At 57.8% G+C, this 17968-nt stretch carries 21 protein-coding genes; 17 read left to right on the forward strand and 4 right to left on the reverse strand.

The window, feature by feature from the left end; translation table 11 throughout:
• The first annotated feature begins 9 nt into the window (after positions 1-9).
• Complete coding sequence (locus TU84_RS17745) at positions 10-1008, forward strand: alpha/beta hydrolase (RefSeq protein ID WP_048371269.1); 999 nt, start codon at positions 10-12, stop codon at positions 1006-1008.
• 59 nt (positions 1009-1067) lie between these two features.
• The gene (locus tag TU84_RS17750) at positions 1068-1859 is read left to right on the forward strand and encodes a hypothetical protein (protein WP_048371271.1); all 792 of its coding nucleotides are present in this window, start codon (positions 1068-1070) and stop codon (positions 1857-1859) included.
• A gap of 38 nt (positions 1860-1897) precedes the next feature.
• On the opposite strand, the gene prmB is transcribed toward TU84_RS17750, so the two are convergent.
• Complete coding sequence (gene prmB, locus TU84_RS17755; protein WP_048371273.1) at positions 1898-2806, reverse strand: 50S ribosomal protein L3 N(5)-glutamine methyltransferase; 909 nt, start codon at positions 2804-2806, stop codon at positions 1898-1900.
• 274 nt (positions 2807-3080) lie between these two features.
• Here prmB and TU84_RS17760 point away from each other — a divergent pair, with 274 nt between their 5' ends.
• From TU84_RS17760 to TU84_RS17780, 5 genes are all read left to right on the forward strand, one after another.
• Entirely contained in the window at positions 3081-3671 is a 591-nt protein-coding gene (locus tag TU84_RS17760; protein WP_048371275.1) for a cysteine hydrolase family protein, read from the forward strand.
• A 144-nt stretch (positions 3672-3815) separates the two neighbouring features.
• Entirely contained in the window at positions 3816-4136 is a 321-nt protein-coding gene (locus TU84_RS17765; RefSeq protein WP_048371276.1) for a hypothetical protein, read from the forward strand.
• Positions 4137-4199: 63 nt separating this feature from the next.
• Positions 4200-4757 carry a Smr/MutS family protein gene (locus TU84_RS17770; RefSeq protein ID WP_048371278.1) on the forward strand — a complete coding sequence of 186 codons (558 nt, stop codon included), beginning with the start codon at positions 4200-4202 and terminating at the stop codon, positions 4755-4757.
• A 77-nt stretch (positions 4758-4834) separates the two neighbouring features.
• A complete protein-coding gene (gene folE / locus TU84_RS17775; RefSeq protein ID WP_048371280.1) occupies positions 4835-5380 on the forward strand; it encodes a GTP cyclohydrolase I FolE in 546 nt (181 codons plus the stop codon).
• Positions 5381-5480: 100 nt separating this feature from the next.
• A complete protein-coding gene (locus TU84_RS17780; protein WP_048371282.1) occupies positions 5481-5852 on the forward strand; it encodes a glutathione S-transferase N-terminal domain-containing protein in 372 nt (123 codons plus the stop codon).
• A 74-nt stretch (positions 5853-5926) separates the two neighbouring features.
• On the opposite strand, the gene TU84_RS17785 is transcribed toward TU84_RS17780, so the two are convergent.
• A complete protein-coding gene (locus tag TU84_RS17785) occupies positions 5927-6529 on the reverse strand; it encodes a glutathione S-transferase family protein (protein WP_048371283.1) in 603 nt (200 codons plus the stop codon).
• 8 nt (positions 6530-6537) lie between these two features.
• A complete protein-coding gene (locus TU84_RS17790; protein ID WP_048371284.1) occupies positions 6538-7704 on the reverse strand; it encodes an aminotransferase-like domain-containing protein in 1167 nt (388 codons plus the stop codon).
• 82 nt (positions 7705-7786) lie between these two features.
• Here TU84_RS17790 and TU84_RS17795 point away from each other — a divergent pair, with 82 nt between their 5' ends.
• Positions 7787-8227: a MarR family winged helix-turn-helix transcriptional regulator gene (locus TU84_RS17795; protein ID WP_048371286.1), complete on the forward strand. Its 441-nt coding sequence runs from the start codon at positions 7787-7789 to the stop codon at positions 8225-8227.
• 111 nt (positions 8228-8338) lie between these two features.
• Positions 8339-8965, forward strand: coding sequence for a LysE family translocator (locus tag TU84_RS17800; RefSeq protein WP_048371289.1), 627 nt, complete (start codon positions 8339-8341; stop codon positions 8963-8965).
• 161 nt (positions 8966-9126) lie between these two features.
• Here the strand turns inward: TU84_RS17800 and uraH are convergent, their stop codons facing one another.
• The gene (uraH, locus tag TU84_RS17805; RefSeq protein WP_048371291.1) at positions 9127-9480 is read right to left on the reverse strand and encodes a hydroxyisourate hydrolase; all 354 of its coding nucleotides are present in this window, start codon (positions 9478-9480) and stop codon (positions 9127-9129) included.
• A 376-nt stretch (positions 9481-9856) separates the two neighbouring features.
• On the opposite strand from uraH, the gene puuE reads away from it, so the two are divergent.
• The 8 genes from puuE (at position 9857) to TU84_RS17845 (ending at position 17816) form a co-directional block, all read left to right on the forward strand.
• Positions 9857-10786: an allantoinase PuuE gene (puuE, locus tag TU84_RS17810; RefSeq protein WP_048371293.1), complete on the forward strand. Its 930-nt coding sequence runs from the start codon at positions 9857-9859 to the stop codon at positions 10784-10786.
• A complete protein-coding gene (gene uraD / locus TU84_RS17815) occupies positions 10783-11298 on the forward strand; it encodes a 2-oxo-4-hydroxy-4-carboxy-5-ureidoimidazoline decarboxylase (protein ID WP_048371295.1) in 516 nt (171 codons plus the stop codon). Before puuE ends, uraD begins: the two co-directional genes overlap by 4 nt.
• Before the next feature lie 61 nt (positions 11299-11359).
• Positions 11360-12355, forward strand: coding sequence for an allantoicase (gene alc / locus TU84_RS17820; protein WP_048371297.1), 996 nt, complete (start codon positions 11360-11362; stop codon positions 12353-12355).
• Between the two features lie 119 nt (positions 12356-12474).
• Positions 12475-12978 (forward strand): ureidoglycolate lyase, encoded by a 504-nt coding sequence (locus TU84_RS17825; RefSeq protein WP_048371299.1) that lies wholly within the window; start codon positions 12475-12477, stop codon positions 12976-12978.
• 49 nt (positions 12979-13027) lie between these two features.
• Positions 13028-14320 (forward strand): urate hydroxylase PuuD, encoded by a 1293-nt coding sequence (locus TU84_RS17830; protein WP_048371301.1) that lies wholly within the window; start codon positions 13028-13030, stop codon positions 14318-14320.
• Between the two features lie 80 nt (positions 14321-14400).
• Entirely contained in the window at positions 14401-15765 is a 1365-nt protein-coding gene (locus tag TU84_RS17835; protein WP_048371302.1) for a nucleobase:cation symporter-2 family protein, read from the forward strand.
• A 155-nt stretch (positions 15766-15920) separates the two neighbouring features.
• Complete coding sequence (locus TU84_RS17840; RefSeq protein ID WP_048371304.1) at positions 15921-16706, forward strand: outer membrane protein OmpK; 786 nt, start codon at positions 15921-15923, stop codon at positions 16704-16706.
• Between the two features lie 324 nt (positions 16707-17030).
• Entirely contained in the window at positions 17031-17816 is a 786-nt protein-coding gene (locus tag TU84_RS17845) for an outer membrane protein OmpK (RefSeq protein ID WP_048371305.1), read from the forward strand.
• The last annotated feature ends 152 nt before the right edge of the window (positions 17817-17968 follow it).

The raw sequence follows: 17968 nt of genomic DNA on the forward strand, positions 1-17968 counted from the left end.
GATGGCGTGATGATGCTGCGAATACTCCTTCTGGTTCTAACCCTGTTTGGTACTCAGGCCTTTGCGGCGACTCAGTCCAACGTCTTGCTGCGCCCCATCGAGCTGGATACCGGCTCCGGTACTCTGTACGGCTCGCTGGTGTTGCCAAAAAGTGACAAGCCGGTGCCGGTGGTCCTGCTTATTGCCGGTTCCGGGCCAACCGACCGCGATGGCAACAACCCGATTGGCGGGCGCAACGACAGCTTGAAAAAACTCGCCTGGCGTCTGGCGCAAAACAACATTGCCAGCGTGCGCTTTGACAAGCGCGGCATTGCGCAAAGCCAGCCGGCCGCCCCGGATGAGCGCCAACTGAGCGTCGATCAATACGTCAACGACGCCGTGGCCTGGGGCGACAAGCTCAAGGCCGACCCGCGTTTTGGCAAAGTGTTTTTGCTCGGTCACAGCGAAGGCGCACTGATTGCCGTCCTGGCCGCCCCGCGAATCGACGCCGCCGGGGTTATCTCGATTGCCGGTTCCGGGCGCCCTGTCGGTCAGTTGCTGCGTGAGCAGTTGCAGCGCAACAACTTGCCGCCTGCCCTGCTCAAGCGCAGCTTTGAGCTGATCGCCAGCCTCGAAGCCGGGCATACCGACGACAACGTGCCGCCAGCCCTTGAAGCGATCTTTCGCCCAAGCGTGCAGCCTTACCTGATCAGCCTGCTGCGCTATAACCCGGCCAAAGCCTTCGCTGCACTGAAGATGCCGGCGATGATTATTCAGGGCACCCACGACATTCAGGTCGAGGTCAAAGATGCGCGCCTGCTTAAAGCCGCCAAGCCAGATGCATCCCTGACCCTGGTACACGGCATGAACCACGTCATGCGCATTGTGCCGATGGACATCAAACGCCAAGTGCTGTCCTACAACGACCCCAACCAACGCCTCGCGGGTGAAGTCGGTGACCGGATTGTGCGCTTTATCGCAAAAGTGAATGCCGCTCAGCCCTCCAGTCCTGCGCATAACGGCCGATAAAACATTGTCGGCCGTCTTCATTGAGCCGACATATCGTGCTTGCACAGGATTTTGCCGTTATGAGCGACACCCCATCACAACCTGCCGACTCGCCAGAGCCGGCCACGCCCGAGGCGCTCCCGCGACCTTGGGCTGACGTGCAGCCCGAGCATTTCAAAATGCTGCGCCTGGCGCCATTGCCCACCGATCGCAGCACCGGGGCGCGGCCTTTGCGCTTCGTCCAGTTTGGGTATGCCGAGCGCCACAACAAAGAGCAGAGCTTGCTGCGCCTGAGCATTTCGCTGCCGGGCCAACAGGTCCGCAAAGAGCAAAACCAGCTCGATATCTGGCTTGATCACACCACCCAACTTGCCAGCATCAGCCCTGAACGCGGCGTGCTGGTTGAGCCGCTGAACCGGGGTATCGGACGCTTTCTCATGGCCCAGGGCGCGCAGTGGGTTCAGAAAAAGTGGTCACGCTATCGCTTTGAAAGCTTCGATTTGCCGACCAAGGACGCCCTGCACGAAGACATGCGCCTGCGCCGCGACCATTGCTTGCGCACCCAGGGCTTTGACGTGATCTATGAAGACGCCCTGCATCGCAAGGCGCGGATTGAAACGGGGCTTGCGGCAGATTTGTACAACACCTGGAACAGCGAAAAAATCCAGTTTGTCGAAATTCTGGAAGCAGCGCAGATGCTCCAGCAAGCCGAACAGAACTTGCAGGAACAAGAGCTGAAGCTGCGCGAAAAAGACGAGAAGATCAGCAAGTTCAAGCGTGAAGACACCGGTTTGCGCTTCACCATCACCTGTCTGGTGGCGTTCGCCGTGTTTCAGGCCGCCTTACTGATCTGGATTGCCACCCATCGCTGAAGGCAGGCCCCCTTGCAGGGCCTGCCGGGTTTCACCCTTTAAACCCGTGCAGCAAACAGCGCCTGATGCTCGCGGCACTGCTCAGCGGTCAGCATAAACACGCCGTGGCCGCCATGTTCAAAGTCGAGCCAGGCAAAATCCACTTCCGGGTACAACGCTTCAACATGCACCTGGCTGTTGCCCACTTCGACAATCAACAACCCTTTGTCGGTCAGATGATCCCCTGCTTCGGCCAGCATCCGCCGTACCAGGTTCAAACCGTCATCACCGCAGGCCAGGCTCAGCTCAGGCTCGTGCTGATATTCGGCAGGCATGTCGGCAAAGTCTTCGGCATCCACATACGGCGGGTTCGACACGATCAAGTCAAAACGCTGGCCCGGCAAGCCATCAAAGCCATCGCCCTGCACCGTGTACACACGCTCATCGACGCCGTGGCGCTCAATGTTCTGATTGGCCACTTCCAGCGCTTCAAACGACAGATCCGCCAGCACTACCTCGGCATTCTGGAACTCATCGGCACACGCGATACCGATGCAGCCCGAGCCGGTGCACAAGTCGAGAATGCGCGCCGGTTCAGCGCCCAGCCATGGCTCGAAACGTTTTTCGATCAACTCACCGATCGGTGAACGCGGAATCAACACGCGCTCGTCGACAATAAACGACATGCCGCAGAACCAGGCTTCGCCTAACAGGTACGCCGTGGGCACGCGCTCCTCGATGCGACGCTTGAGCAAATGCTGAAGGTTAACCAGCTCGTCGTCTTCAAGGCGGCAATCGAGGTAGCTGTCGGCAATTTCCCACGGCAGGTTCAACGCCCCCAGCACCAGTTGACGAGCCTCGTCCCAAGCGTTGTCGGTGCCATGACCAAAAAATAGATCTTCCCTGTGAAAATGGCTAACAGCCCAGCGAATATGGTCGCGCAGTGTGCGCAGTCGGGAAGTGATCAACGGTCTTACTCCTCAAAATCGACCCACGATTCTAACAGCCAAATTCCGACGCGGCCAAAGTTGTGCCGGACGGTGATCCGGGGCACACATTTGTACGCGTCTGAATCCGTTACAAAAAACTTAAAAACGTTACATTTCGTAGGTTTATGCACGTTTGCAATGTTTCTTGACATCGCTGTAGGCCAACAACGGCGTGGCTTACACGACTGCCCATTCACATAAACGCTCGGCCAGTGGAGAATGTCGCAAAAGCCCCACTCAAAGGAGCCCCCGAATGTCCGCTTTAAAGACGATGTTTCAACTCACTGGGCGTGGTTATGCCGCAGCTAATCTGAGCAATGCCAGCCTGCTGATCATCGATGCGCAAAACGAATACCTCAGCGGCCCTCTGGCCCTGTCCGGGATGGAAGCCGCGACTGCCAACATCGCCCTGCTCCTCGAAGCCGCCCGCAAGGCCAAACGCCCGGTGGTACACGTTCGCCATCTGGGCACGGTCGGCGGCATGTTCGACCCGCAAGGCCCACGCGGCGAGTTCATCGCCGGGCTTGAGCCGACAGGCGATGAAGTGGTTATCGAGAAGCGCATGCCCAACGCCTTCAACGACACCCGCCTGCGAGAAGCACTGGAAACACAGGGTCATCTGGACCTGATCGTCTGCGGCTTCATGAGCCACTCCAGCGTCAGCACCACCGTGCGCGCCGCCAAAGACTACGGCTTTCGCTGCACCCTGGTCGAAGATGCCTGCGCCACCCGCGACCTGCCCACCGCCAACGGCGTCATCAGCGCGGCAGACGTGCAGCGAACCGAAATGGCGATCATGAATGACAACTTCGCCACCCTGGCCCAAACCAAAAACCTCATCTGAGCCTGCCACTGATAGGCGGCGCCCTTTGACCGCCTATCTGCACCCTTGCTGTGCGCCAGCTTGAACTCCGATTTCGGAGCACCTCAGGAACAACCCGCCCATGTTCCTGTCTGAAGGGCCGATACCCTATAAGGAAAGATCGGAATGAAGATCTCCGATGGTTTTGATGCACGACGCTTACGCCCTAAAGAACACCGAAACTGGCGCGCATGGCTGATTCTGACCCTGGCTGCCCTGCTGACACTGGCAGGGGTCGCGTTACTGTTGACCGGCGCCAGCAGCCTGATCGGCCACCCGGCGGCTCTGGGCGACCTGAACGCCAACCCCACCGCTGCCGTACTGGTGCTGATCGCCGGGCTACTGGTCAGTTGGCTGGGCATCTGGCTATGGCGCCGCAGCCGTCGGCGCATGCGTGCTCCATTTGGCTTGAACATGGCGCCGCACCTGATGAAAAAGCGCGACTAATACACATCGGCCTGCCGATTGTCGTCGACTTGGGTAAACTGTGCGCCCTTCGCGGAGGCTGACATGCAAGACGACGACTTTTCCCTGTTCAAAAACGAGATTCGCGGTGTCAAACCGATCAAGCATGATCGCGCCGACACCGGCAAACCCAAAACTGACCGTGCGCAACTGGCCAAACTGCGGCAAAACGCAATTGTGCGCAGCAACACCACGATCATTGACGGTTTGTCTGACCAGTTTGTGATTGATGTCGGCCCCGAAGATCAACTGCACTGGGCCCGCGATGGCGTGCAAGAAAGCCAGATGCGCAAACTCAAGCTGGGCCAGATCAGCTTCGAAGGCAGCCTGGACCTGCACGGCATGACCGTCGAAAAGGCCCGCGAAACGCTCTGGGAGTTCCTCGGCGAAGCCACCCGCCTTGAAGTCCGCTGCGTGCGCGTCACCCACGGCAAGGCCGTGCGTCTGGACGGCAAAAAACCCATGATCAAAAGCCACGTCAACACCTGGTTGCGCCAACATGCCCAAGTCCTGGGTTTCTGCTCCTGCCAGGCCAAACATGGCGGCGCTGGCGCCGTTTACGTCATGCTCAAACGCACCATGATGGAAGGCCGCGACGAGTAACCGCGCATCGCCACACTTGCAGCGCCGAGTCAGCCCCCGTACCCTTGCCCTTTGCGAAAAATCCCACAGGTAGATTAATGTCCCTGGAACAAAACTACACCGCCATCCTCGGTCAGCTTGGCGAAGACGTCTCCCGCGAAGGTCTGCTGGACACGCCCAAGCGTGCCGCCAAAGCCATGAAATACCTTTGCCGCGGTTATGAGCAGACCCTCGAAGAAGTCACCAACGGTGCCTTGTTCAGCTCTGACAACAGCGAAATGGTGCTGGTCAAGGACATCGAGTTGTACTCGTTGTGCGAACACCACTTGCTGCCTTTTATCGGCAAGGCGCACGTGGCCTACATTCCAAGCGGTAAAGTGCTGGGCTTGTCGAAAGTCGCACGCATCGTCGACATGTATGCCCGTCGCTTGCAGATTCAAGAGAACCTGAGCCGTCAGATCGCCGACGCGGTGATGCAAGTCACTGGCGCCCTGGGCGTTGCCGTGGTGATTGAAGCCAAGCACATGTGCATGATGATGCGCGGCGTCGAGAAGCAAAACTCGTCGATGATCACTTCGGTGATGCTGGGTGAGTTCCGCGAAAACGCGGCCACACGCAGTGAGTTTCTCAGCCTGATCAAGTAATCCGGGCATAAAAGAGCCGGCGTTCATCGCCGGTTTTTTTTCGCCTGGCTGTTTCGGCTAAGCTCCATCTTTTATTTAATTGCCCATGAGGCTTTCTACTGTGTTTATCAAAGCGCTTCGCATCGGTTTGGGCCAATTGATCATCGCCGGGGATTTCATTACCCGCCCCAGCAAAAAACAGCGCCCTGCTGCTGACCAGGCAAAAGTTGATCAAGCGGCCAAAAGCCTGACCCTGTATCAGTTCCACGCCTGCCCGTTTTGCGTGAAAACCCGCCGTAACCTGCGCCGCCTGAACGTGCCAGTGGCCCTGCGCGACGCGAAAAACAACGAGCAAGATCGCCATACCCTGCTGGAGCAAGGCGGCAAGATCAAAGTGCCTTGCCTGCGGATCGAAGAAGACGGCAAGACCACCTGGATGTATGACTCCAAAGTGATCATTGAGTACTTGAACACACGGTTTGCCAGCGTTTAAACGCCAGTAGCAGCTGCAAGCTGCGATTTATTGATGTTTAAAATCAACCCATCGCAGCCTGCGGCAGTCCCAGCTTAATCCAGCATCCCGACATAGCGCGGCTGACTCGCCACGCGCTGTATCCAGGCCTGGATCCCCGGGAACCTGCTCAGATCAAACCCGCCCTGATGCGCCACGTGGGTGTAGGCATACAGCGTAACGTCAGCAATCGAGAAGTGCTCACCCACCAGATACCGCGTGCGCTGCAATTGCTGCTCCATCACATCCAGCGCCCTGTAACCGCGCTTTTGCAGCTTGCGGTATTCCTCTAGCCGCTCTTCGGGCAAGCCCAGATAGAACTGGATAAACCGTGCCACCGCAATGTAGGGCTCGTGGCTGTATTGCTCAAAAAACTGCCACTGCAATACCTGGGTGCGCAAACGCGGTTCGGTCGGCAAGTACTCAGTGCCGTCTGCGAGGTAGTTGAGAATCGCGTTGGACTCCCACAGGCAGGTGCCATCTTCCAGCTCCAGCACCGGCACCTTGCCGTTCGGGTTTTTTGCCAGAAACTCAGGGGTTTGTGTGTCGCCATTGAGAATGTCGACCGACTTCCACTCATATTTCAGGCCCAGCAGGTGCAACATCAGTTTGATTTTGTAGCAGTTGCCCGAGTTGTAATCGCCATAAACCTTGAGCATCGCAACTCCTAAGCCGCCTCTGCGGCGTGTGCTTGACGGATAACCATTGCCAGACGCTTGAGACCTTCGTGCAGGCGTTCTGGATCAATGTGACTGAAGTTCAAACGCAGACTCCCCACGTTCTGGTCCGGGTCGGCGAAGAACGGCTCACCCGGCATAAACGCGACGTCTTGTGCCAGCGCTGGCTTGAGCAAGGTGCGGGTATCCAGCGGCTGCTTGAGGGTCAGCCAGAAAAATAGCCCACCCTGCGGCACCTGCCAATCCGCCAGGTCCGAAAAGTGTTCTTCCAGCGCGGCCTGGAAGCCGTCACGGCGCACGCGGTAAAAATCACGCAACACCGCCAGATGGTTGGCCATTTTCTCGGTACCGATCCACTGCAACGCCTGCCACTGACCAATACGATTGGTGTGCAAATCCGCCGACTGTTTAAGCCGCAGCAAGTGCGGGAACAAATCCGGGCTGGCAATCAGGAAGCCCACGCGCAGGCCCGGCAACAGGGTTTTCGACACCGTGCCGGTGTAGATCCAGCTGGCTGTTTTCAAGCGACTGACAATGGGCGTCGCGCTGCCGCCATCAAAGGTCAGTTCGCGGTACGGCTCGTCTTCAATCAGGGTGACACCGAACTCGTCGAGCAGCGCGGCCACGGCGTCGCGCTTGGCTTCGCTGTAACGCACGGCAGACGGGTTCTGAAAGGTCGGAATCAAATAGATAAAGGCCGGGCGGTGTTTAGCCAGCTGAACACGCAGCGCTGCCAGGTCCGGGCCATCGGCCTGTAGCGGGAACGTCAGGCACTCGGCGCCGAACAGTTGGAAGATTTGCAGCGCTGCCAGATAGGTCGGCGCTTCGAGCATGATTTCGGTACCTTTGTCGATGTACAGCTTGGCTGCCAGGTCGAGTGCCTGTTGCGAACCGCTGAGCACCAGCACCTGGCTCGCCTCGCAGTTGACTCCTAACGCACGAGCCTCTGCGGCCAGCGCCTCACGCAGGGCCGGTTCGCCTTCACTCATGCCGTACTGGCCCAGAGCGACGGGCATCTCGGTCCAGTCGACTTTAGGCAGCATCGACTCTGCCGGCAGCCCGCCGGCAAAGGACATGACTTCCGGACGCTGAGCAGCCGCCAGAATTTCACGGATCAAAGAACTTTTAAGGCGCGATACACGTTCGGAGAAAGCCATTGAGGTCACCCGTAGCAGAAATCATTGGAAATAAGTCAAACTGGTTGACCGAAATTACGCCTCAGCGACTGGATACGTCAATATGCTTGACCTTAAAAACCCGACCACCCAGCGTGCAGCCATGCAAGCCTTCTTCTTTGGCTACCAGGCGTTCACGGCCAAGGCCGACGAGATGCTCGCCCGGCGCGGGCTGAGCCGGGTTCATCAGCGCATCGTGTTTTTCATCGCCCATTACCCTGGTGTCAGCGTCAAGGAACTGCTCACCTTGCTCGGCGTGAGCAAGCAGGCCCTCAACACACCGTTGCGCCAGTTGATCGAAATGGATTTGGTCGTCAGCGTGGTGCCGCCCTCCGACAAGCGCAAACGCCTGCTGGAACTGACCGCCGACGGTGTCCGCTTTGAGGCCAGCCTGCGCCGTGAACAGGTTAAATTGCTGCAACGGGTGTTCGAACAAGCCGGTGAAGAAGCGGTGAACGGCTGGCTGACGATCAACCAGGCGCTGGGGCAAAGCCGTTCAAGCTGACAAACCTTGTAAATTTGAAAACAATACTTGCTTTATTTGTATACAAACGCATAAATCAGCAGACCCCGATCGTGCAACGGGAAACGCTTGTACGGGTATATGGAGAAAGTAATGAGTCTGGAAACCTGGCTGCTGTTCAGCAGTGCCGCCTTGGTCGTGATCCTGATTCCAGGGCCACTGTCGTTATTGATGATCAGCAACAGCCTGAACTACGGCTTGCGCCGTTCTTACCCGGCGTTTTTGGGTGGGGTGATTGCCTCGATTTGCTTGCTCAGCGCGTCGGCACTGGGCTTGGGCGCCTTGTTGCTGGCATCGGAGCAATTGTTCAGCGCCCTGAAAATCGTCGGCGCGCTGTACCTGTTCTACCTGGCCTGGCAAAGCTGGAAGCAATCGCGCCAACCGGCAAGAGCCACTACAGTGCCGGACGCAGCACCAAAACCGCGCTTTCGCGCACTCTTTGGGCGCGCGTTTGTGCTCGGCGCCAGCAACCCGAAAGACATTTTGTTCTTTACCGCGTTCTTGCCGCAGTTTCTTGACCCCAACCAACCCTTTTTGGGGCAACTGCTGGTGATGATTGCCACCTGGACCGTACTCGACCTGCTCTGCAAGCTGGCCTACGGCCTGGGCGCCCACGGCGCGGCGAGCTACCTGCGCAGTGGCAAGGGGCAAAGCTGGTTCAATAAGGTCAGCGCTGGCTTGTTCAGCGTGGCGGGCACGGCCTCGTTGTTGAGTCGTTAAATCACACCGCCACTGTAGGAGCGAGCTTGCCTCGCGATCTTTTAAAAGGTCAAAAGATCGCGAGGCAAGCTCGCTCCTACAGGTTTTGCTTAAATCGCGGGCAAAAAAAAGCCCGCAGTGTGAGCGGGCAAATCATCTACCACGATGCGAACTTTTAAACCCTAACTACCACGGTACGTCGAGTAACTGTACGGCGAGATCAGCAACGGCACATGGTAGTGATCCTGCTCGGCACTGATCCCGAAACGCAGCACCACCACATCCAGAAACGCCGGCTCCGGCAATTTCACACCCCGTGCGCGGTAGTAATCACCGGCACTGAACTGCACCTGGTAAACCCCTGAACGGTAGTCGTCACCCTGCAACAGCGGTGCGTCGCAGCGCCCGTCTTCGTTGGTCAAGGCACTCGCCACCAAGGTCAATTGGGCACCTTCAACGCGGTACAGCTCGACCTTGATCGAACTGCCCGGACATCCGTGTGCGGCATCCAAAACGTGTGTAGTCAAACGTCCCATTGAGTGTGCGACCTCCCCGACTCGGTGAATAAATCCGGCTGCCGTGCTTTCAGATAAGCCCCGGAAGACACGGCGATGCGAAGATTAAGACACTTATTCAAAAAATTGTACACAATTAAAAATGCTATTTTTCGCGACACGTCTAACCTGAGGTTTGGAGACTATCAACGCTCAAAGACACGGCCTTTAGAGACTTTGTATTCAGAACCTGACCAATCAGGCAAGTTTTTTGCAAGTACCCTTCAAGCACAAAGCATGATAAAAATGCACAAATTCAGGGTTACAAATTTATTATTAAGTTGTATACAATCAAGTCATCGCAGAGACGCCAAGTCTGGCCAGTCGACTGTTAACACCCACAATAAGGAAGACTGTAGTGAGCGCTGACTACCCACGCGACCTGATTGGTTACGGTCCAAACCCTCCTCATCCGCACTGGCCGGACAACGCCCGTATCGCCCTGTCTTTTGTGCTCAATTACGAAGAAGGCGGCGAACGCAGCCTTCTGCATGGCGACAAAGAATCGGAAGCCTTCCTCTCGGAGATGGTCTCGGCGCAGCCGCTGCAAGGCGAGCGCAACCTGTGCATGGAGTCCTTGTACGAATACGGTAGCCGCGCAGGCGTGTGGCGGGTGCTCAAGCTGTTCCAGGAATTCGACATTCCGCTCACGGTCTTCGCCGTGGCCATGGCCGCGCAGCGTCACCCGGACGTGATCCGCCACATGGTTGCCGCCGGCCACGAGATCTGCAGCCACGGTTATCGCTGGATCGACTACCAGTACATGGATGAAACGCTAGAACGCGAGCACATGCTCGAAGCGATCCGCATCCTCACCGAAATCACCGGTGAACGCCCGCTGGGCTGGTACACCGGCCGCACCGGCCCGAACACCCGTCGGCTGGTCATGGAAGAAGGCGGCTTCTTGTATGACAGCGACACCTACGACGACGACCTGCCCTACTGGGAACCCAACAACCCGACCGGCAAAGCACATCTGGTGATCCCGTACACACTGGACACCAATGACATGCGCTTTACCCAGGCGCAGGGTTTTAACACCGGCGAGCAATTCTTCCAGTACCTCAAGGATGCTTTCGATGTGCTGTACGCCGAAGGCGCAGAGTCGCCGAAAATGCTTTCAATCGGCCTGCATTGCCGCCTCATTGGCCGCCCTGCGCGTCTCGCCGCCCTCAAGCGCTTCATCGAGTACGCCAAAGGCCACGAACAGGTCTGGTTCACCCGCCGCGTGGACATTGCCCGGCACTGGCACGCCACCCACCCTTTTGTAGCCGAGACCGACCGATGAGCGCCTTCAAGACCCTCAAACCGTCCACCCTGAGCCGCGATGAGTTCGTCGCAGCCTTTGCCGACATTTACGAGCACTCGCCCTGGGTGGCCGAAAAGGCTTACGACCTGGGCCTGGACGCCAGCGTCGATCAGATCGACACCCTGCACCAGCGCATGAGCGACCTGTTATTGAGCGCCGATCACGACCGCCAACTGGCACTGATCAACGCTCACCCGGACCTGGCCGGCAAAGCTGCCGTCCAGGGTCAACTGACCGAAGCCAGCACTAATGAACAAGCCGGCGCCGGTATTCACCAATGCACGGAAGAAGAGTTTCAGCGCTTCACCGAGCTGAACGAGGCCTACAAAGCCAAGTTCAAGTTTCCCTTCATCATGGCGGTAAAAGGCAGCGACCGGCACCAGATCCTCGCCGCGTTCGAAACTCGCATCCACAACCCGGCAGACGTCGAGTTCAAATGCGCGTTGGCAGAAATCAACAAAATAGCCCTGTTCCGATTACGCCAGCTCTAAGCCGATCCGGCAGGTGCCGGTGACGTATCTCCAGCCACTTATTTAAAGGCAGACCAGAAGAATGAAAGCTTACGCCGTACCGTTCGAGAAGTTCGTCAACCTGGCCGACGCCCGTCTTGGCACCAAAATTGTTTCGGTGACCGATGACTGGTTCGCAGACGCCAACCGCCTGTTCCAGCCGACCCCGGCCGTGTGGAAGGAGGGCGTTTTCGATGACAACGGCAAGTGGATGGACGGCTGGGAGTCCCGCCGCAAGCGCTTTGAAGGCTATGACAGTGCCGTCATCCGCCTCGGCGTTCCGGGCTCTATCAAGGGCGTCGACATCGACACTTCATTCTTCACCGGTAACTTCCCGCCATCGGCCTCCCTCGAAGCCTGCTTTTTGGCTGAAGGCGAGCCGACTGAAAACACCCAATGGGTTGAAGTGCTGTCGGCGGTCGAGTTGCAAGGCAACAGCCACCACTACCACGAAATCACTAACGACCAAGCGTTCAGCCACCTGCGTTTCAACATCTACCCGGACGGCGGCGTAGCACGTCTGCGTGTGTATGGCGTGCCATTCCGTGACTGGTCTGCGCTGGGTGACAACGAACAGGTCGACCTGGCCGCCGCCCTCAATGGTGGCCGCGCCCTCGCCTGCTCCGACGAACACTTCGGCCGCATGAGCAACATTCTTAACCCGGGCCGTGGCATCAACATGGGCGATGGTTGGGAAACCGCACGTCGTCGTACCCCTGGCAATGACTGGGTCATCGTCGCGCTGGGTCACGCCGGTGAAGTTGAAAAAATCGTCGTCGACACCCTGCACTTCAAAGGCAACTACCCGGACAGCTGCTCGATCCAGGGCGCGTTCGTCAAGGGCGGTACCGACAGCCAGATCGAAACCCAGAGCCTGTTCTGGCGTGAATTGCTGCCGAGCCAAAAACTCGAAATGCACGCCGAGCACAGCTTCAGCGAACAGATCAAAGCGCTGGGCCCGATCACCCACATCCGCCTCAACCTGTTCCCGGACGGCGGTGTAAGCCGCCTGCGTGTACTGGGCAAGGTCGCTAAATAAGGAAAACCCGATCGCGGGCAAGCCCGGCTCCCACAGGGAATGCATTTCAAATGTGGGAGCGGGCTTGCCCGCGATAGCAACACCACAAACACCACAGCAATCCAGATAAGAAGACCAACATGCGCACATTACAGATTGAACCGCTGACCAAAGAAGCCTTCGCCCCGTTCGGTGACGTGATTGAAACCGATGGCAGCGATCACTTCATGATCAACAACGGTTCAACCATGCGCTTTCATCGTCTGGCCGAGGTCCAAACGGCGACGCCAGAGTGCAAGGCGATCATCAGCATCTTCCGCGCCGAGGCGCAGGACATGCCGTTCACTGTGTGCATGCTGGAGCGCCATCCGCTGGGCAGCCAGGCGTTTATTCCGCTGCTCGGCAACCCCTTTCTGATCGTGGTCGCGCCCGTTGGCGATGCACCTGTATCAGGCTTGGTCCGCGCCTTTGTCAGTAATGGCAGGCAGGGCATTAATTACCATCGCGGCGTCTGGCACCACCCGGTGCTGACGATCGAAAAGCGGGATGACTTCCTGGTGGTTGATCGCAGTGGCTCAGGCAATAACTGCGATGAGCATTTCTTTAAAGAGGATGAGCGTTTGATCCTCGCCCCCCACCAATAAGAGAAGGTCTGCTCATTCACTCAAGAGTGACAGGCGAGAGGTAAAGACTGTGCAAGCACATCTGATGGAATGGCTGAATCTGGGCGTGCGCTGGATTCATATGATTACCGGTGTGGCCTGGATTGGCGCGTCGTTTTATTTTGTCTGGCTTGAGAACAACCTCAATCGAGCCAACCCCAAAGACGGCCTGTCCGGCGACTTATGGGCCATTCACGGGGGGGGTATCTACCACCTCGAAAAATACAAGCTGGCCCCACCGACCATGCCGGAAAACCTGCACTGGTTTAAATGGGAAGCCTACTTCACCTGGATGTCCGGCATCGCCCTGCTATGCCTGGTGTTCTATTTCAACCCGGCGCTGTACCTGATCGCTCCCGGCTCCAGCATGAGCGGCCCGGAAGCGGTTGCCATCGGTATTGGTTCGCTGATTGCCGGCTGGTTTGTCTACGACTTCCTGTGCGACTCTGCTTTGGGCAAGCGCCCGGCACTGCTCGGTTTTATCCTCTTTTTGCTGCTGGTTGCCGCAGCGTTCGGCCTGAGCAAAGTGTTCAGCGGGCGCGGCGCGTATCTGCATGTCGGCGCCATTATCGGCACCATCATGGTCGGCAACGTGTTCCGCATCATCATGCCCGCCCAGCGAGCCCTGGTTGCGGCCATCAAAGAAGGCCGCACGCCCGATCCAACGCTGCCAGCCAAAGGCCTGCTGCGTTCGCGTCACAACAACTACTTCACCTTGCCGGTGCTGTTCATCATGATCAGCAACCACTTCCCGAGCACCTACGGCAGCCAATACAACTGGCTGATCCTGGCCGGGATTGCGGTACTCGCGGTGTTGGTACGCCATTACTTCAACACCCGCCACGACAGCCACAAATATGCCTGGACCTTACCGGTCGCGGCATTGGGCATGGTCTGCCTGGCGTATGTCACTGGCCCCAAACCGGCACCTGCGACGCCTGACGTGGCCAAGGTCATCAAATACCAACCGCTGCCAGAAACGGCCGTGGGCGGTGTTAAAGCAGCAGATGCGCCGCCAGCAGCAGCGCCCGCGCCTGCCGCTCCCGCCGCCCCGGTGGCCGGCGTTGACTTCGAAAAAGTCCACGCAGTAATCCAGGAACGCTGCACGGTTTGCCATTCCGCCTCCCCTACCAGCCCGCTGTTCAGCGTGGCTCCGGCCGGGGTGATGTTTGACACCGCGCAACAAATTCAACTGATGGCCCCGCGCATTCAAGCGCAAGCCGTCGCCACACCGATCATGCCGCTGGGCAACATCACTCAGATGACCCAGCAAGAACGCGACTTGGTCGGTGCCTGGGTCAACTCAGGAGCCCACATCAACTGACGCACACGGGCGGCCGCAAACCGTGGGCGGCCACCCACCACACCATTAGCTCACAACAATAAAAATGACCGAGGTGTTGCATGTCCGACTTAACCGAACCGCGCATACCCGCAGTAACCGCACCACCACCCATCCAGCGGCTACCGTTGTTGCAATTGATTCTGGTCGGTCTGCAGCACGTGCTGCTGATGTACGGGGGTGCTGTCGCCGTCCCCCTGATCATCGGCCAGGCAGCCGGGCTGAGTCGTGAGGAAATCGCCTTTCTGATCAACGCCGACCTGCTGGTGGCAGGCGTGGCAACCATCGTCCAGTCGTGGGGCATCGGCCCTATGGGCATTCGCATGCCGGTGATGATGGGCGCCAGTTTTGCCGCCGTTGGCAGCATGGTGGCGATGGCCGGGATGCCGGGCATCGGCATGACCGGTATTTTCGGGGCAACCATTGCCGCCGGTTTCTTCGGGATGATCATTGCGCCGTTCATGTCCAAGGTGGTGCGCTTCTTTCCGCCGCTGGTCACCGGCACCGTAATTACCTCCATTGGCCTGTCACTGTTCCCGGTCGCCGTCAATTGGGCGGGCGGCGGCAGCACGGCGGCGCAATTCGGCTCTCCGATCTACCTGTTTATTGCGGCGTTGGTGCTGGGCACCATTTTGCTCATCAATCGCTTTATGCGCGGTTTCTGGGTCAACGTTTCGGTACTGATCGGCATGGCACTGGGCTATGCCCTGTGTGGTGCCATCGGCATGGTCAACTTGCAAGGCATCGGCCTCGCGCCGTGGTTCCAGATCGTCACGCCGCTGCACTTCGGCATGCCTGAGTTCCATCTGGCACCGATCCTGTCGATGTGTCTGGTGGTGGTGATCATTTTTGTCGAGTCCACCGGGATGTTTCTGGCGCTGGGCAAGATCACCGACCAGGAAGTCACCCCACGCATGCTCCGTCGCGGCTTGCTGTGCGACGCCGGAGCTTCATTTCTGGCGGGCTTTTTCAACACCTTCACCCACTCCTCATTCGCCCAGAACATCGGTCTGGTGCAAATGACCGGCGTGCGTTGCCGCTCGGTGACGATCATGGCCGGGATCTTCCTGATCACCCTCAGCCTGTTGCCTAAAGCCGCGTTCCTGGTGGCCTCGATTCCGCCTGCGGTACTGGGCGGCGCAGCCATTGCGATGTTCGGCATGGTTGCCGCCACGGGGATCAAAATCCTCCAGGAGGCCGACATTGCCGACCGCCGCAATCAACTGCTGGTGGCTGTGAGTATCGGTATGGGCCTGATCCCGGTGGTGCGCCCCGAGTTCTTCGCGCACTTGCCACTCTGGATGGGCCCGATCACCCACAGCGGCATCGCCATGGCGGCAGTCAGCGCCGTGTCCCTGAACCTGCTGTTCAACGTACTGGGCGGCGCCGAGCGTGCAGCCATGAGCGGTCACGTGCATCAGCATTGATGCGCGATGGATGAGTGTTTGTGTGGGAGCGGGCTTGCTCGCGATGAAATCGCTACGGTTTACCTGAAAAACCGCAGCGCCTGAATCGCGAGCAAGCCCGCTCCCACCCACCTGCCAATCTCTGGCACACACAATAATAAAAAAGGAAGCATCCCATGCACTGCAAACACTGGGGCGTCACGCTCGCGGGTGGGCTTTTGGCTGCAGGTCAGGCCATGGCCGGTGATCTGTTCTTGTGGCAAACCAACAGCCTCACCTACCTGTACGGCAAGAACTTCGCGATCAACCCGTCGATCCAGCAAACGATCACCTTTGAACACGCCGACAAATGGAAATACGGCGACAACTTCCTGTTTGTCGACCGCATTTTCTACAACGGTAAAGCCGACCCCAACAAAGGCCCGCACACCTATTACGGCGAGTTCAGCCCACGCCTGTCGTTCGGCAAGATCTTCGACCAAAAACTCGAATACGGCCCCATCAAAGACGTGCTCCTGGCCATGACCTACGAGTACGGCGAAGGCGACAGCGAGGCCTACCTCATTGGTCCGGGCTTTGACTTGGCGGTGCCCGGCTTTAACTACTTCACCCTCAACTTTTATCGCCGCCACACCGAAGGGCCACGCCCTGGCACGGGGGTTTGGCAGATCACTCCGTCGTTCTCCTATACCATTCCAGTGGGCCGCTCCAACGTGCTGATCGATGGCTACATGGACTGGGTGGTCGATAATGACCAGAACTCACGCGGCACGTATCACGCCAACCTGCACTTCAACCCGCAGGTCAAATATGACCTTGGAAAGGCCCTCAACCTGGGCGAAAAACAGCTGTATGTCGGCTTTGAATACAGCTACTGGAAAAACAAGTACGGCATCGAAAGCAGCAGCCGTCTGGACACCAACCAAAACACCGCCAGCGCCCTGATCAAAGTCCACTTTTAAGCCTTGCTGCGCCCGGGCAACCACAGCGCGCTTGAGTACCGACGCCAGAGTCAGTACTCTGCGCGGCCGCTCAAAAACGGGCGCTGTTTTAAAGCTGACTCTGAAGCCAACTTTATCGTTCAACTCAAGTGTTTACGGCCTGCATTAGTCTCCCGCCACTCAACTGTCCATGGACAGCCGAGCGATGTCTCTTTGCCGTAAAACAGGGTGTTCAAACGACGTTAAGTTGACCACAAAGACAAGTTTTAAAACAAAAGAACCAAGGTGCCGCACAGAGCGCCGAGTTCTACTCATGCAGCATTGATTAATTTTTGGAGCAACCGAATGAAGCGCATTCTGACCGGCCTGGTGCTTGCGGGGAGCCTGCTGGGCGGTACAACGGCAGCCGCAGAAGACTTGCTGCAGTGGCAAACCAACAGCTTGACGTACTTGTATGGCAAGGATTTTCAGGTCAATCCCAAGATCCAACAGACCTTGACCTTCGAACACGCCGACAGCTGGAAATACGGTGATAACTTTCTGTTCGTCGACCGTATTTTTTACAACGGCAAAGAAGACAGTAACTTAGGTACCAACACTTACTACGGCGAGTTCACGCCGCGCTTGTCGTTCGGCAAGATCTTCGATCAGAAGTTTGAGTTTGGCCCTATCAAAGACGTGTTGCTGGCCCTCACCTACGAGTTTGGCGAAGGCGATTCAGACTCCTACTTGATCGGCCCAGGTTTTGACCTGAATGTGCCCGGCTTCGACTTCTTCCAGTTGAACTTCTACAAACGCTACCCAGAGGGCAACCGCCCGGGCCGTGGCGTCTGGCAGATCACCCCGGTGTGGTCATGGACCCAGCCCGTGGGCAACTCCGATGTGGTCATCGACGGCTACATGGACTGGGTGGTCGACAACGACCAGAACGCGCGCGGCACCTACCACGCCAACCTGCACTTCAACCCACAGATCAAATATGACTTGGGCAAGGCGTTGAACTGGAGCGCGAAACAACTGTACGTCGGTATCGAATACGACTACTGGAAAAACAAGTACGGCATCGAAGACAGCGGCTCCTTCAAAACCAACCAGGACACCGCGAGCCTGTTGGTCAAGTACCACTTCTGATGCACCCGCTTCAGCCACTGCATTCGCGTGGCTGAAGCTCTCCTCCCTGAGCAGCAACCTCCCCTCATTGGCCACCTTTATTTGACATACGCCGCGCATGCGTATATTTCTGCATACGCCATGTATGTCAAAACACCTTTCTTACCTGCAAC

Origin of the sequence: Pseudomonas helleri, from assembly GCF_001043025.1 — a bacterium.
In the GTDB taxonomy this organism is placed as follows: Bacteria; Pseudomonadota; Gammaproteobacteria; order Pseudomonadales; family Pseudomonadaceae; genus Aquipseudomonas; species Aquipseudomonas helleri.